Raw genomic sequence first — 15,240 nt, 5'->3', positions numbered from 1 at the left:
CGTGCCGCCGGGTTATCCGGCGGCACGCCAGCCTGAAACGATAATCAACATCCCCGCCAGCGCCACCCCGGCGCCCAGCCAATCCAACGCCGACAGCTTAACCCCGTCCACCACCCGCAACCACAGCAGCGCCGTTGCCACATAGACACCGCCATAAGCCGCATAAACTCGCCCGCTGGCGGCCGGGTGCAGCGTCAATAGCCAGACAAACAGCATCAAACTGGCCGCCGCCGGCAGCAACAACCAAACGCCGGCGTTTTTTTTCAGCCACAGGTAGGGCAAGAAGCAGCCTATAATTTCGGCTAACGCGGTGGCGAAAAATAGCAGGGTAGTCTTTAACATGGGTACTGATTTTCTCTCTATAAAGTAAACGAAGCGGTGCTTGACTGGTGCAGCATCAAGGCTCGGTGGTATATTTATTGCCACGCCCGCGGGCGCGATTAAGCCAGTGTTACCTTCCTTCGGCAACACTAACTCATAAGGATGAAACGATGAAAACACTTTCTACTCAACGACTGCTGCGCAGGATGCTGCCGGTCGCCATGCTGATGTTTATGGGTGCCTGGCAGGCTCCAGCGTTGGCTGCTACCTGCACTCAGGGCAGCACCTGCGTAACCGTCGATGGCAGCAACAGCGGCGCCATGAGCACCGAAGCGGCACGCCAGAGCAAAGAACAGTTTAACGACACCAAATCCCTGCGCCATAAGGTCAACACCCGCGTGGAGAAAGAGTTCGACAAGGTAGACAAGGCGATTGATAGCGAAGACCGCTGCGACGACAGCCTGAACGTTAACGCCTATTGGGAACCGAACACCCGCAAGTGTCTGGATCGCCAGACCGGTCGTCAGATTAATCCTTAATCACGCCGCAGCAAGCGGCGAACGTTAACCTCCGCCGCCATTGCTGCTATTGTGACAAAGGAAGCTCATGCTCAAATAAGGACGAATTGATGAAAAAAGCGCTTATCCTGGGTGCACTGCTGCTAACCGCAGCCCCCTTGGCAGCCTTGGCTTCATGCGAAAGCGTGAAGGCGGACATTTCACAGAAAATTGTCAAAAACGGCGTACCGGAATCCGGCTTCAAGCTGGACATCGTGCCCAATGACCAGGCCCAACAGGCTGGCGGATTGGTCGTTGGTCACTGCGAAAACGACACCCAGAAAATTGTCTATACCCGCCTGAGCAACGGCGACGACAACGGTGACGCGGCTCAGACCGGCACCAGTCAGGACACCAAAACCGCACAATAACCGCAGTTCAGGGCGCAATCTGCGCCCTTTCCTTTTTCTTTATGCCTGTTCCGCCTCTTCACCCTCGCCTTGCGGCCTATGCCTCGCGGGAATCAACATCGCCGCCGCCAGCGCCAGCAACGAAATCAGTGCGGAAACCAAAAACACCCAATGTAAAGAAGCGGCCACCTGCTGAATGATATCGGCCAGCTTTTCCGGCGTCATTGCGCCACGTACCGCCGGCTCCATCAGTTGCTGCACCGGATCGGCGGTTTGCGGCAGACGATACTGCAAGTTAAGGTTCAACGTTGCGCCCAGAATAGCGGTGCCGATGGCCGACCCCATCATCCGGGTGAAGACCGTACAGGCGGTGGCTATGCCGCGAATGCTGTGATGCGCGGCGTTTTGCACTGAAACCAGAAACGTGGTGTTGCACAGCCCCATGCCGGCGCCCACCATAAAGGCCGCCAACCGGCCCCACAACAGACCGCCGTTCGGCTGCAGCAGCAATAAGATCAACCCGCCAGCGACCAACAACAGCGCCCCCAGCAACGCGGTGGTACGGTAAGACGTCATCAGCATAAGCCGCCCGCTCAGGGTGCTGGCCAGCGGCCAACCGATCGACATCAGCGCCAGCGTGGTTCCGGCTTCCAGCGGCGTTCCGCCCATCACGCCCTGAATAAAGGTCGGCAGAAAAGCGCTGATCCCCATCATCGCCGCACCGATCACCACCCCGCCAATATTGCCGGCCACAATCACCCGGCTTTGCCATAATGCCAGCGGGAACAGCGGCTCTGGCGCGCGGCGTTCCTGGCGGATCAGCAGCATCAGCGAAACCGCCGCCAGCGACAACAGCGGCAACACCCACCACCCCAGACTTTCCGCCTGCAGCAGCGACATTAGCAGCGCCGCGACAAACAGCGTCAGCCACGCCGTGCCCGCCAGATCCAGCGCGTGTTTCCGCACCTGTTTACTGGAAGGCAGATAGCGGCCGAGGAAAAACATCGCCAGCAGGCCGATTGGCAAGTTGACCCAGAACACCAGCGCCCAAGGCAAATGCTGGACGATAAACGCCCCCAGCAACGGACCGATGATTGCCGACACGCCCCACACGCTGGACAGATAGCCCATGACCTTCGGCCGCTCGGTCGCACTGTAGATATCGCCGATAATGGTGGTCGCAATCGGCATAATCGCCCCGGCACCCAGCCCCTGCAACAGCCGAAAACCAATCAGCCAGTACATGTTGGGCGAAAAACCGCACAACACCGATCCCAGTAAAAACAGCGATGCGCCAAAGAAAAATACCCGTTTGCGGCCCAATAGATCCGCCAGCCGGCCATAGATCGGAATGGTGATGGCCTGTGCCAGCAAATAGACCGCAAAGACCCAGCCCAGCAGCGAGAAACCGCCGAGATCGCCAATGATGGTCGGCATCGCCGTGGCGACAATGGTCGCCTCGATGGCTGACATGAACATTGCCAGCATGCAGGCGATCAGAATCAGCGGGCGATGAGCGAGGGGTGCAGATGAGTCGTTATTTGTCATAGCGTTGTTTGGCTCTGGATTTTTATTGTCATCAAATTATACCCGCCGAGTTAAACGCTGCCGTAAGCTGTGTCTACTTCCCTGTTTTCAATGGCGAAAAACGCATCATTTGAACATTTAGTGACAACGTAACCGTAAATCAACGGAATTTATCGCTTCCCCGTTGAAACCACGATCCCAGCAGCGAATCTAAAAAGATTCTCTGGCCTTCGGCCGGACCGGCAAGCACAATGCCCAACTGAACCTTTCATTTTTCTCACGATTTTACCGCCTCATGAAACGATGGGTCCACTTGCATCACTATCGCGCCCTGCTGCGCCGCCTGTTTACCGCCATCTTTCTGGGCATTGCCGCCGCGTTGGTCGTTTGGCTGTTTCACCGCGCCATGCTCGGGTTGGAGTGGGCATTGCTCGATCACGAAGATGGCAGCCTGGTGGCCGCCGCCGCGGCATTACCGGGCTGGCGCAGAGCCTTGACTCCGGCTCTGGGCGGCCTGGCGGCAGGTTTGTTGCTGTGGGTTTATCAGCGTTATCAGCATCAGCGGCAAATAGCGCCCACCGATTATATGGAAGCGATAGAAACCGGCGACGGGCGGCTTGATGTCAGCGCCAGCCTGATTAAATGCCTGGCTTCATTGCTGGTGGTGTCCAGCGGCAGCGCTATCGGCCGCGAAGGTGCGATGATCCTGCTGGCGGCGCTGGTGGGATCGGTATTTGCCCAGCGTTTCACCCATGAGAAAGAGTGGAAACTGTGGGTGGCCTGCGGTGCGGCCGCCGGTATGGCCAGCGCCTATCACGCGCCGCTGGCGGGCAGCCTGTTTATCGCCGAAATTCTGTTTGGCACTCTGATGCTGGCTTCGCTCGGCCCGGTGGTGATTGCCGCCGTCAGCGCGCTGCTGGTGACTAATTTGCTCAACGGTGGCCAGGCGCCGCTGTATCTGGTGGAGCCGCTGCCTGCGCCCTGGCCGGTGCAATATCTGTTGATGGCGCTGCTCGGGATACTGGCCGGTATCTGCGGCCCGCTGTTCCTGTGGACGATGTCAGCTTCCGGCCATGCGTTCCGCTCGCTGCGCCTGACGCCGCCGCTACAGCTGGCGTTGGGCGGATTCATTGTTGGTTTGCTGTCGCTGCTGTTTCCTGAAGTGTGGGGCAATGGCTACAGCGTGGTGCAGTCTCTGCTCAGCGCGCCGCCCGGCGTATTGCTGGTCGGCGCCATTTTGATCTGCAAACTGTTGGCGGTGCTTGCCAGCAGTGGTTCCGGCGCGCCTGGCGGCGTGTTCACCCCAACGCTGTTTGTCGGGGCTGCGCTGGGCTCGCTGGTTGGGCAACTGTGCGCCACCTGGCCCGAACTGGGCGCAGCCGTACCGTTGCTGATGGCGTTGACCGGCATGGCGACCCTGTTGGCCGCCACCACTCACGCGCCGATCATGGCCGCGTTGATGGTGTTTGAGATGACCGGCGAATACACCTTGCTGCCCGGCATTCTGCTGGCCTGCGTGATAGCCACCACCGTGTCGCGCGGCTTGCGTTCAGTGTCGGTCTATCACAACGCCTAACGGTTCAGCAGCGCGGAGATATCGAGATAGTGCGCCAGTTCGCGCTGCTCGGCGCGCGGCAGATAAGGGATTTCGCCCAACAGCGGCGCAGGAATGCGTTGACGCAAGGCTTCAATAGTTTCTGCGTAATGCGCCAGCCCCGGGTTAATCCGGTTCGCTACCCATCCCAACAAAGGTAAGCCGTCATTAATGATCGACTGTGCGGTTAACAAGGCGTGGCTGACGCAACCCAGCTTGATTCCCACCACCAATACCACCGGCAATTGTTCCTGGATCACCCACTCGGCGTAGGGACGCAGATCGTTCATCAGCACACGCCAACCGCCGCTGCCCTCCACGACCACGGTGTCGGCTCTGGCGGACAAACTCTGCAACCCGCTGCTCATCACGCCGTAGTTGATATCCTCGGTGGCATTAGCGTGAAACACCTCATCCAGACAGGTGATGGGATTAATTTCCTCGTACGACAGCGGCAAGGTCGAAGACGCTTGTAAAACCAAAGCGTCTTTATTGCGAATGCCTTCGCTGGTTTCCTGACAATGCGCCGCGATCGGCTTATAGCCGGCTACCGAACGGCCCTGCGCGGCGAGCGCCTGCAGCAAGGCGCGGGAAACCACGGTTTTACCGACGTCGGTATCCGTGCCTGTTACAAATAAACGCTTTAACATGTCTTAATTGCCCCGAAATGCTCCATTAATCCAAATATCGCCGCATTAAGGCGAAGGAGACGAACGGGAAAATTCTAGGGGATGCTGAGCGCACAGGGCTTGAGGTAGCGCAATCTTTTGTCGTTAAACGATAAGTATTACTGATGCTACCCTTGCAACAGTTGCACCAACAGCGAACCGTTGTACAAGGCTTCCTTCACCAGTGCGGCGCCGGGCATGGTGCCCTTGTTGAAGAACTGAGTAGATTCTACCTGTACATGGTCGCTGTAAGCCGGCAACGACTGCTGACGAATACAAGAGGCGATGGCCGGGTGCAGGATTTCCGCCGCGCGATTCAGCGGTGAACCGACCAGGATTTTTTCAGGGTTGAACAAGTTGACCATGATCGCCAGGATACGCCCCACGCTGTGACCCACACCGAGGATGATATCTTTGGCCAGTTGATCGCCCGCCAGCGCCGCATCGCACAGGGATTCAGCCGTCAGCGGCGCGCCGTGCAGGCTGGAGCTCATGGAGGTCGCGAGACGCTGCTGGGCGATCTCCAGGATGTTTTCAATACTGGCGACGGTTTCCAGACAACCGTGGTTGCCGCAGTAACAGCGTTTTCCGTAAGGATCGACCTGCGTATGACCAATCTCTACCACGCTGTGGCTGCCGCCGTGCAGCACCCGGCCGCCGGTGATCACACCCGCCCCGACGTTGTGGTCGATCACCACCTGAATCACGTTCTGGCTGCCGCGTGAGGCGCCATACAGCGCTTCGGCCATGGTCCAGGCGCTGATATCGTGCTGCAGATAGACCGGCAGCCCGGTGCGGGTTTCCAGCGCGGGGCCCAGCGGCATGTCCACGACATCGTAAAACGGCATACGGTGCACCACGCCGGAGGCCACATCAATCATGCCCGGCAGCGTAATGGCGATCGCCGTCAGTCGCTCAAGTTTGCTTTGATGGCGGATAAAAAATTGGTCAACTTCACTGAGAATACGTTTTAGCAGCGGTTCAGGGTGTTCGGCGTCCAGCGGCAACAGCTCTTCCACCACCAGTTTACTGCTGAGATCGCGCAGCGCGAGCGTAATGGTGCCACGGCTGATGCGAGCGGAAAGGTAATGCCAGGCTTCGGTGTCCAGCACCAGCCCGACCGCCGGGCGCCCACGGCTGCCGACGTCCTGATATTCATTTTCTTTGACCAGATGCGCTTCCAGCAGCTCACGCACGATTTTGGTGATGCTGGCGGGGGCGAGCTGCGCGCGTTTTGACAGTTCGATGCGCGAAATTGGGCCCAGTTGATCGATTAACCGATAAACTGCCCCAGCATTTGTTTGTTTGATTTGATCGATATGCCCAGGCTGCCCAACAGCAATCACAAACCTGCTCCTACTATTTTTCGCGCTTCTAAATAAAGACTAGAGGCTATGGTGGGGCTTTTGTAATACAGCGTCAACTATTTGATTCGTTATGTGATTTGCCGCACAAATTCTCCCTGCTTTCGTCGTGAATTGCGTTTTATTTGCGCAGCATTCCGTCACGGCAGCAATAGCGTCATCAGCGATTTGGCCGCTGCGGTCAGCGCCCTTTGGCGGTGATGCACCAACCAGACTTCGGTCATCGCCTCCGGTTCCGCCAGCGGCAGGTATTTCACCCCATCGACTTTCACCCGGCCAAAGGACGCCGGCAAAATAGAGATACCCAGCCCGGAAGACACCAGGCCGATGATGGTCATCGCTTCACCGACTTCCTGGGTGATATAAGGCGTGATCCCCGCTTTGGCCAACAGCGACAGGATTTCGTCATGCAGCGCCGTGCCTACCTCTCTCGAGAAAAACACAAAGGGTTCTTCCGCCAGATGCTGGAAACGCAAGGTGCCGGGCGCAACATGGGTTAGCGGATGCCCTTCCGGCACCACCGCGACCAGTGGCTCGCACAGCAACAGTTGATGTTTCAGCACCTCCGGCAAGCGCGTATTGCGCATCACGCCCAGATCCAACTCGCCGTTGAGCAGCGGTTCGATCTGTTGCTTGGTGTTCACTTCACGCATTTTTATATGCACGTGCGGGTGCTGTTGACGGTAAGCACGCAAACTGCGCGATACCACGCTGATGAACGGCGCCGAAGAGGTGAAACCAATGGTCAACTCGCCCAGTTCGCCACGCTCCAGTCGCGCGGCCTTCTCCGCCGCACGGCTGACCTGATCGAGCACCTGATAAGCCTCTTTCAGGAACATTTCCCCTGCCTGCGTCAGGCTGACATTGCGGTTGTTACGTGCCAACAAACGCGCGCCGACCATTTCCTCCAACGCCTGGATTTGCTGGCTGAGCGGCGGTTGCGAAATGCGCAGACGTTCCGCAGCACGACCGAAATGCAGTTCTTCCGCCACGGCGACAAAATAGCGCAGGTGTCTCAGTTCGATATTCATACTTTAAACGTCTTAATTTGAATTATTAATATATTAGACAAAAAACTGAGCTCTCCCTATCATTTTGTTAACCCATGATGTGCTGGTTTAAATCTCCCGACGTTCGGTAAGGAAAGACTGTGACAACCCCTGTGCGTTCTGCGGCTAGCATGCCGTCGACGCTGGCCGCCAACGACGATGCGGCTGCTGCGCCAAAAGCCAAACGCTCCACCCTGAATAAACTCCCTTACATCGAACGCGGAACGCCGCAGTTTATGCGCGTTACCCTGGCGCTTTTTTCTGCCGGGTTGGCTACTTTCGCCCTGCTGTACTGCGTGCAACCGATCCTGCCGGTTCTGTCGCAAGACTTTGGCATCTCGCCGGCGGAAAGCAGCCTGTCACTGTCGGCGTCCACCGGCCTGCTGGCACTCGGTCTGATGTTTACCGGCCCGCTGTCCGATGCCATCGGCCGTAAATCGGTGATGGTGGTGGCGCTGTTGCTGGCGGCCATATGCACCCTGATTTGCGCCTTTATGACCAGTTGGCACGGTATCTTGCTGATGCGTGCGCTGATTGGGCTGTCGCTGAGCGGCGTGGCCGCCGTTGGCATGACTTACCTTAGCGAAGAAATCCACCCCAGCTTTGTCGCCTTTTCGATGGGGCTTTATATCAGCGGTAACTCCATCGGCGGCATGAGCGGCCGCCTGGTAACCGGGGTGCTGACCGATTTCTTCTCCTGGCGTGTGTCGCTGGCGGTGATCGGGTTGTTCGCGCTGGCCGCCGCCTGCATGTTCTGGCGCATTTTGCCCGCCTCTACGCATTTCCGCGCCAGTTCGCTACGCCCGCGTACCTTGCTGATTAACTTCAGGCTGCATTGGCACGACAAGGGCCTGCCGCTGCTGTTTGCCGAAGGTTTTCTGCTGATGGGCAGCTTTGTCACTATGTTCAACTACATTGGTTACCGCCTGCTGTCCGATCCTTATCACCTCAGCCAAGCGATTGTCGGCCTGCTGTCGGTGGTGTATCTGACCGGCTCTTACAGCTCGCCGAAAGCTGGCGCAATGACCTCTCGTTTCGGTCGTGGCCCGGTTCTGCTGACTTCGATCCTGATTATGCTGATCGGTATCCTGATTACCGCACTGGCGCCGGTAGCGGTTATTTTTATCGGCATGATGCTGTTTACCGCCGGTTTCTTTGCCGCCCATTCGGTTGCCAGCAGTTGGATCGGCCGCCGGGCGCGGCGCGCCAAAGGCCAGGCGTCCTCGCTTTATCTGTTTTGTTATTACGTCGGTTCCAGCGTCGCCGGTACCCTCGGCGGCGTGTTCTGGCACAGCTTCGGCTGGAGCGGTGTAGTGGCGTTTATCAGCGTAATGCTGCTGCTGGCTCTGCTGGTAGTGCATTATCTGAAGAAACTGCCGGAAGCGGCGCGCGTCTGACCCCTGTCCTTGCCGCCTGCCTGTGCGCAGAAACAGGCGGCAACCTTAATCCCCCTGCCAGGCTGGTCCGCTGGGAGCCTGGTGTTATCACTGTGGCTGAGGTTGCCCTTTCGTTTGCCGTTCTCTTATTGTATGTTGTAACTAAAATGCGAGGTGAATGATGGATAAATACGGTCTAATCGGCAGGATGAATGCGTGTTTCACCGAGCTGGAGCAGGCTCTGGTCGCGCTCCACCAGCAGATCCTCCCGCTGCGGCTGCTGGCGGCACGGGTGTTCAGTCTGCCGGAAATCGAGAAAGGCAAAGAGCACGCGGCGGTGGAACAGATCGCCGTTGAGCAGCATGTCGGCCAGGCGGCGCGCGACCTCGCACTGGAGCACTACCAGCGGCTGTTTATCCATCACAATAAACACAACGTCAGCAGCAAGGCGGCGGTACGCTTACCCGGCGTGATCTGTCTGGCTGTGGAACTGCCGCAATACCGGGCATTGCAGGCGCAGATCGCCCTGATTAATCGGCTTAAGGCCGAATTGGAGCAGATTATCACCGTCGATTCGGGCCTGGCGCCGGAGCAGCGGTTTGATTTCGTCCACACTCACCTGCATGGCCTGATCACCCTCAGCGCCTATCGCGCCATCACCGCCCTGAGCAACCCTGATTCGGTCCGCTTCGGCTGGGCCAATAAACACATTATCAAAAACGTGAAACGCGACGATATTTTGGCTCAGTTGGAAAAGAGCCTGAAGGCCGGGCGCGCAGTGCCGCCACATAATCGCGAACAGTGGGCAGAATTGGTTAGCCGCGAGATCGATGATGTCAGCCGCCTGCCGCAACAGGCGGTGCTGAAAATCAAACGCCCGGTGAAGGTACAGCCGATCGCCCGTGTGTGGTATCAGGAGCAGCAAAAACAGGTGCAACACCCCTGTCCGCTGCCGCTGATCGCCCTGTGCCAAGAGGAAAGCGGCGCACAGGTGCCGAAGATTGGCGAACTGCTCAATTACGACGCCGCAACGGTCAAGCACAAGTACAAACCGGATGCCAAACCGCTGCGGCTACTGGTCAAACGGCTACATCTGTATACCGACGCGCCTACAGGTTGAGCGCGTAGCCCCGCAGACGGTGGCCGTCCGGATCGGTGGCGACGAAGGTATAACCGAAATCGAGCGACACCGGTTGCTGGATAATCTCCACCCCCAGCTCACGCCACTGCTGACAAAGCGCGTCTACTTGCTGCGGTTGCTCGCACAGAAAACCAATCTCACCGCCACCACCGGCAGCCGTTGCGGCCGGTTCTACGGTATGCTTCGACCACATCGCCAATTTGAAGCCGTTACTCAGTACAAACAGCGCGAAAGTGGGTGAAAACTCCACCGGCTCCCGCTCCAGTAACCGGCGATAGAAAACGACGCTTTTTTCCGGGCTATCGACGTAAAGCAGAGTCATGTTTGGGGTTGTCATCAGACTGTCCTCATGGCTGAAGGGAACCGGCGGCTCCCGATAGCGATAAATTAGCCCGCCCTGCTGACAGTTTTTGGCAGTAGTGATTATTGTTTACTGGGGAGTAATTCCTTGAGTTTCATACCACTCTTTCAACAGCCCGCGGCGGCCGCGTGGGTAACGCTGCGCCAGCGGCGTCGCCAGACGGATACGATCGAGGCGGAAATGACGGAACTCCTGGCGCAGCTCGCACCAGGCGACCAGCATGCGAGCCTGTTCAAAATAGCCAAGCGCGAACGGCCACAGAATGCGTTCGCTGACTTTACCGGCAAGATCGCAATAATTTACGGCGAGCTTGCGCTCCTGGCGGATAACATCGCGGATCAACATCACCGTTTCGTCCGCCACCTGCGCCACGTCTATCGGCCCAATCAGCAGGGTGTTGGCTTCCAACTCATCGCGCAGCGCGGCGGGCAAAACGTCGGCAATTTTCGCCAGCGCATTATTCGCCGCGCCGGCCAGTTGAGTGTCGCCACGCCGCCCCACCCAGCGCATTCCCAGTACCAGCGCTTCGATTTCCTGCGGCGAGAACATCAGCGGCGGCAGCATAAAGCCAGGACGCAACACATAACCCACCCCCGCTTCCCCGACGATCTCCGCCCCCTGCTGTTGCAACGTGGCGATATCGCGGTACAGCGTACGCATGCTGATGTTCATTTCCTGTGCCAGCGCATGGCCGGCGACCGGATAACGATGACGCCGCAGGATCTGCATCAGATCCAGTAAACGTTCGGTACGTGACATGTCATGACTCCCTGCGCAAGGCTTGCTGGACAACATCGGCGAATGCCCTGGCTTTGGCGGGGGCGAAATGGCCGCCAGGAAATACGGCCCAGAGTTCTAACGGCGGCAATTGCCAATCGGTCATGACCTTCATAACGGCCCCACTTTGCAATTCACTGCGAAACAACCCTTCGCCGGCCACAGTGGTGCCAAATCCAGACAGCACCAACTCACGCAAGCATTCAGCGGCATTGACCCGCATTCGCCCCTGTAAACGCAGAGACCGGGTTTCCCCATGCCGGCTGAATGACCAATTTTCAGCGCCGCTACGGCGTTGATAGACCACCATTTCATGCTGCGTCAAATCTTCGGGCCGCAGAGGAACGCCTGCGGAGGAAAAGTAAGCTGGGGTCCCCATTACGCATTGTTCTATTTCACCCAATTTGCGAGCGGTAAAGGTCGAGTCGTCCAGGTTGCCGGTGCAAAGCGCGATATCCACACCTTCCTCTATCAGTGACAGATTGCCGTCATCCAGCAACAGATCGATGCCCAAACGAGGGTTGGCTTGCAGAAAGGCGGTTAAATCGGGCAAGGCGACTATTCGGGCAAATACCGCCGCGGAGGAAACCCGTAGCCTGCCGCTTAATCCCGCTCCGCCTTCCCGAACCAAGGATTCCGTTTCCGCCAGTTCATTCAGGATACGTTTCGCCCGTTGATAAAGCTGTTGGCCGGCATCCGTGGGCCGCAACCCGTGCGTAGAGCGCAGCATCAGTCGCGTATTCAACTGTTGTTCGAGCCGGGCCACGGTTTTTGAAACCGCCGGTTGCCCTACGTTCAATCTGCGGGCGGCGGCGGTGAAAGACTCCGTTTCGCACACGCAAATAAAGGTTTCCAAATCAGAAAATTTGCCCACATCATTCCTTAAGGGAATAACCATTAGCTATTTTGGCAGTCTACACTGGCCGTTAAGGAATGGGCAAGATGGCGATAATAACGTCCCCCCAACAGGAGCCATGATGAAACTTCAGGACAAACTCGACGCCTTCAAGGCTGAATTTGAAGCCGGTAAATTGCCCTTTACGCTGGAGGCACAGGATCATGAGCTGATGCGCCGCACAATAAATGAACTTAACGCCACCGGCGCCGCTGCACGAGCGTTGAAATGCGGCGATAAAGCCCCCGCGTTTGAGTTACCGGATGCGGAAAATACGCGCTTGTCTTCCCACGATCTTCTGGCGAATGGGCCGTTGATTATCAACTTCTTTCGCGGTGCGTGGTGCCCTTACTGCAACATCGAGCTACAGGCACTGGAAGCCGCTCAGCCGGAATTGAGATCCCGCCAGGCGCAACTGGTGGCAATTTCCCCCCAGACGACGCGCGGCAACCGCCAATCAATCCGCGACAATGCGCTCACCTTTCCTTTGCTTAGCGATCATGGCAATCAACTGGCCGCACTTTTCGGGCTACGTTATACGCTGCCGGACAGCCTGCGCGAGCTGTATCTCAACCGACTCAATCTCGATTTAACCACGTTAAATCAGGACGACAGCGGCACGCTCCCGATGCCGGCACGCTATGTCATCGCCCAGGATGGCCGAATCCTTTATGCCGAAGTGAATGCCGATTACACCCGGCGGCCAGACCCGCTGAGCCTGTTGCCGATACTCGACGCTTTACGCTGATACCGAAAGGGGCGCAGTCATGAATGAACTGCGCCCCCGGTGACGATCAACGGTGGGAGGTTACTTCTTCATGCTGCCTACCATTTCTTCCGGGCGCACCCATTGATCGAATTGCTGCTCGGTCAGGTAACCCAGTTTCAGCGCTGCGGCTTTTAGCGTCAGCCCTTCTTTATGCGCTTTCTTGGCGATTTCCGCCGCTTTGTCATAGCCGATATGGGTATTCAAGGCGGTAACCAGCATCAAGGATTCGTTCAACAGCTGGCTAATGCGATCGCGGTTGGGTTCGATGCCCACCGCGCAGTGCTCATTAAAGCCCTGCATGCCGTCGGCCAGCAGCCGGATAGACTGCAGATAGTTGTGGATCACCATCGGGCGGAACACGTTCAGTTCAAAGTTACCGGAGGCGCCGCCGATATTCACCGCCACGTCGTTGCCCAGCACCTGAGCGCACAGCATGGTCATCGCCTCGCACTGGGTCGGGTTGACCTTGCCCGGCATGATGGAGCTGCCCGGTTCGTTTTCCGGGATGGAAATTTCGCCGATGCCGCAACGCGGGCCGGAGGACAACCAACGCACATCATTGGCGATTTTCATTAATGAGGCCGCCAGCCCTTTCAGCGCGCCGTGCCCATGCACCAACGCATCGCAGGTCGCCAAGGCTTCAAATTTGTTGGGCGCGGTAACGAACGGTTGTTGGGCCAAGTCGGCCAGCGCCCTGGCAACGCGCACCGCATATTCAGGATGGGTGTTCAGCCCGGTCCCCACCGCCGTGCCGCCCAGCGCCAGCTCGCAAATGTGCGGAATGCTGGCTTCGATGTGCTGCAAATTATGTTGCAGCATCGCCGCCCAGCCGGAAATTTCCTGGCCTAGCGTCAGCGGTGTGGCGTCCTGCAGATGGGTGCGGCCGATTTTGACGATATCGCGGAAGGCTTCCGCTTTGTCACTCAGCGTTTTGTGCAGCACTTTCAGTTCGGGGATCAGATGCTCGCGCACCGCTATCACCGCCGCCACGTGCATCGCGGTCGGGAACACGTCGTTGGAGCTCTGGCTCTTGTTGACGTCATCGTTCGGGTGCACGCGCCGCTCTTCGCCGCGAACCCCGCCCAATAGCTCGCTGGCGCGATTGGCCAGCACTTCGTTCATGTTCATGTTGGTTTGGGTGCCGGAACCGGTTTGCCAGATCGACAGAGGGAATTCGTCCGGGTGTTTGTCCGCCAACACCTCATCGGCGGCGTTGATAATGGCATCGGCACGTTCCGCAGGCAGCAGCCCAAGATCCCGATTTACCCCGGCGGCGGCGCGTTTGGTCAGCGCCAGTGCATGAATCAATGCTGTCGGCATCTTTTCGGAAGAAATGCGAAAATGCGCCAGAGAACGCTGCGTTTGCGCGCCCCATAGCCGATCGGCCGGCACTTCGATGGGCCCCATGGAGTCTTTTTCAATACGAACGGCTGCCATCACTGTCTCCTTAGTACAATTCCTAAAAATGTACGATTACGCCAACGCGCTCAAGCCCGTCGACACGCCCATTCAGTATAGTGACATAATAACTATTCGCATTAAGAGAGTTACCTCACAGCATTTTTTCTTCATTGCCTTTTTTAATGCATGGCTATTATTTCCTTCCTCGGTCATCCCTGTGGTCCGCCGTCTCTTCATTATGTGTCAATACAATAAAAAAGCGCCACCAGACGCTTGGCGCCGCTATTTCCGCTACTCTGTTGTGAATGAGTTAATGATGATGCTGATTGTAGGCATTAATCCTTTCATCCTGAAGATGATTAATTTCATCATAAGCATCCTGCCGTTCATTGTGACGATAAATCCCGACGCCCACCGCAGTGGCCGCTGCCGCGACGGGATGAGTTACCGTCGGTGCCGCGGTGACCACAACCGGCGCCGGTGCCACGATAATCGGCGCGGGAGCGACGACCACCGGCCGCGGCACCACCACAACCGGACGACGAACAGCATAACCATAAGCATGGGTAACAACGACAGCCGCATGGGCGCCGGAAGTACACATAATCAAAACCAGTAATAATTTTTTCATCAGCGCCTCAGCGTTTAAATAGCCATAATCAAAAGAATCCATTTAATTGCGTGCACTGTAGAACGGTACTGTTTTCCGATTTAAGCCCTTTGTGTGGTTGCCAATAAAAAAACCACATAATGATGATATAAATATTCAGTGAGTAATAATTCACGTCAGAATTCACACATTGAAATATAACGGTGTAAAATAACGCCAAAACGGCATTTTGCGTTTCCATTAATAGCCAGAGCAAAACCTGCCGGTGCAACACCCTCTTCACAATCCCTTTTTACCGGCGTTTTTTTACCCAACCGCAACCCCGTCGAACCGCCAGAGGCATTTGTGACGCTTATTGTTATCACGTTATACTTTGCCAATACCGAACAGCAGCGCGCTGCAAATGTTATTTACCGTCTGAAGGACGCAAGTGCACCCCTTGTTTGATCGCGCACCTGATTGAGCGCCATCGGATGAGCG

The 15,240-nt window shown here is 57.1% G+C and carries 16 protein-coding genes; 6 read left to right on the top strand and 10 right to left on the bottom strand.

The window, feature by feature from the left end; genetic code table 11:
* Positions 1 to 12: 12 nt before the first annotated feature.
* The gene (locus tag SERAS12_RS11260; RefSeq protein WP_004944027.1) at positions 13 to 342 is read right to left on the bottom strand and encodes a YnfA family protein; all 330 of its coding nucleotides are present in this window, start codon (positions 340 to 342) and stop codon (positions 13 to 15) included.
* 149 nt (positions 343 to 491) lie between these two features.
* Between SERAS12_RS11260 and SERAS12_RS11255 the strand changes: the two genes are divergently transcribed.
* Together SERAS12_RS11255 and SERAS12_RS11250 are read left to right on the top strand one after the other, a co-directional pair.
* Positions 492 to 860 (top strand): DUF1283 family protein, encoded by a 369-nt coding sequence (locus SERAS12_RS11255; protein ID WP_013812767.1) that lies wholly within the window; start codon positions 492 to 494, stop codon positions 858 to 860.
* Positions 861 to 949: 89 nt separating this feature from the next.
* On the top strand, positions 950 to 1,249 hold the full coding sequence (locus tag SERAS12_RS11250; protein ID WP_013812766.1) for a DUF1161 domain-containing protein: 300 nt from the start codon (positions 950 to 952) through the stop codon (positions 1,247 to 1,249).
* A gap of 39 nt (positions 1,250 to 1,288) precedes the next feature.
* On the opposite strand, the gene SERAS12_RS11245 is transcribed toward SERAS12_RS11250, so the two are convergent.
* Positions 1,289 to 2,776, bottom strand: a complete 1,488-nt coding sequence (locus SERAS12_RS11245) for an MDR family MFS transporter (protein WP_013812765.1) — start codon at positions 2,774 to 2,776, stop codon at positions 1,289 to 1,291.
* A 274-nt stretch (positions 2,777 to 3,050) separates the two neighbouring features.
* On the opposite strand from SERAS12_RS11245, the gene clcB reads away from it, so the two are divergent.
* Positions 3,051 to 4,331, top strand: a complete 1,281-nt coding sequence (gene clcB / locus SERAS12_RS11240) for a voltage-gated ClC-type chloride channel ClcB (protein ID WP_013812764.1) — start codon at positions 3,051 to 3,053, stop codon at positions 4,329 to 4,331.
* Here the strand turns inward: clcB and bioD are convergent.
* The 3 genes from bioD to SERAS12_RS11225 all read right to left on the bottom strand — a co-directional run bounded on the left by bioD (position 4,328) and on the right by SERAS12_RS11225 (position 7,412).
* Complete coding sequence (gene bioD / locus SERAS12_RS11235) at positions 4,328 to 4,999, bottom strand: dethiobiotin synthase (protein WP_013812763.1); 672 nt, start codon at positions 4,997 to 4,999, stop codon at positions 4,328 to 4,330. The genes clcB and bioD overlap by 4 nt on opposite strands.
* 146 nt (positions 5,000 to 5,145) lie before the next feature.
* A complete protein-coding gene (locus SERAS12_RS11230) occupies positions 5,146 to 6,363 on the bottom strand; it encodes an ROK family transcriptional regulator (protein ID WP_013812762.1) in 1,218 nt (405 codons plus the stop codon).
* 158 nt (positions 6,364 to 6,521) lie between these two features.
* Positions 6,522 to 7,412 carry a LysR family transcriptional regulator gene (locus SERAS12_RS11225; protein ID WP_013812761.1) on the bottom strand — a complete coding sequence of 297 codons (891 nt, stop codon included), beginning with the start codon at positions 7,410 to 7,412 and terminating at the stop codon, positions 6,522 to 6,524.
* A 149-nt stretch (positions 7,413 to 7,561) separates the two neighbouring features.
* Between SERAS12_RS11225 and SERAS12_RS11220 the strand changes: the two genes are divergently transcribed.
* The gene (locus SERAS12_RS11220) at positions 7,562 to 8,827 is read left to right on the top strand and encodes an MFS transporter (RefSeq protein WP_174270206.1); all 1,266 of its coding nucleotides are present in this window, start codon (positions 7,562 to 7,564) and stop codon (positions 8,825 to 8,827) included.
* Positions 8,828 to 8,987: 160 nt separating this feature from the next.
* On the top strand, positions 8,988 to 9,926 hold the full coding sequence (gene tus / locus SERAS12_RS11215; RefSeq protein ID WP_013812759.1) for a DNA replication terminus site-binding protein: 939 nt from the start codon (positions 8,988 to 8,990) through the stop codon (positions 9,924 to 9,926).
* Here tus and SERAS12_RS11210 read toward each other — a convergent pair.
* The 3 genes from SERAS12_RS11210 to SERAS12_RS11200 all read right to left on the bottom strand — a co-directional run bounded on the left by SERAS12_RS11210 (position 9,916) and on the right by SERAS12_RS11200 (position 11,959).
* Positions 9,916 to 10,284, bottom strand: a complete 369-nt coding sequence (locus tag SERAS12_RS11210) for a VOC family protein (protein ID WP_013812758.1) — start codon at positions 10,282 to 10,284, stop codon at positions 9,916 to 9,918. The two genes, tus and SERAS12_RS11210, sit on opposite strands and share 11 nt — an antisense overlap.
* A 93-nt stretch (positions 10,285 to 10,377) precedes the next feature.
* Positions 10,378 to 11,067, bottom strand: coding sequence for a YafY family protein (locus tag SERAS12_RS11205; protein WP_013812757.1), 690 nt, complete (start codon positions 11,065 to 11,067; stop codon positions 10,378 to 10,380).
* A gap of 1 nt (position 11,068) precedes the next feature.
* Positions 11,069 to 11,959 (bottom strand): LysR family transcriptional regulator, encoded by an 891-nt coding sequence (locus SERAS12_RS11200; RefSeq protein WP_013812756.1) that lies wholly within the window; start codon positions 11,957 to 11,959, stop codon positions 11,069 to 11,071.
* Between the two features lie 100 nt (positions 11,960 to 12,059).
* On the opposite strand from SERAS12_RS11200, the gene SERAS12_RS11195 reads away from it, so the two are divergent.
* Positions 12,060 to 12,728, top strand: coding sequence for a peroxiredoxin-like family protein (locus SERAS12_RS11195; protein ID WP_239440995.1), 669 nt, complete (start codon positions 12,060 to 12,062; stop codon positions 12,726 to 12,728).
* Between the two features lie 60 nt (positions 12,729 to 12,788).
* Here the strand turns inward: SERAS12_RS11195 and fumC are convergent, their stop codons facing one another.
* Complete coding sequence (gene fumC, locus SERAS12_RS11190) at positions 12,789 to 14,186, bottom strand: class II fumarate hydratase (RefSeq protein WP_013812754.1); 1,398 nt, start codon at positions 14,184 to 14,186, stop codon at positions 12,789 to 12,791.
* A gap of 274 nt (positions 14,187 to 14,460) precedes the next feature.
* Entirely contained in the window at positions 14,461 to 14,781 is a 321-nt protein-coding gene (locus tag SERAS12_RS11185) for a hypothetical protein (protein ID WP_013812753.1), read from the bottom strand.
* Positions 14,782 to 15,240 lie beyond the last annotated feature (459 nt).

It is taken from the genome of Serratia sp. AS12, assembly GCF_000214195.1.
Taxonomy (GTDB): Bacteria; Pseudomonadota; Gammaproteobacteria; order Enterobacterales; family Enterobacteriaceae; genus Serratia; species Serratia plymuthica.
This window is presented reverse-complemented; position numbering and strand designations above follow the sequence as displayed.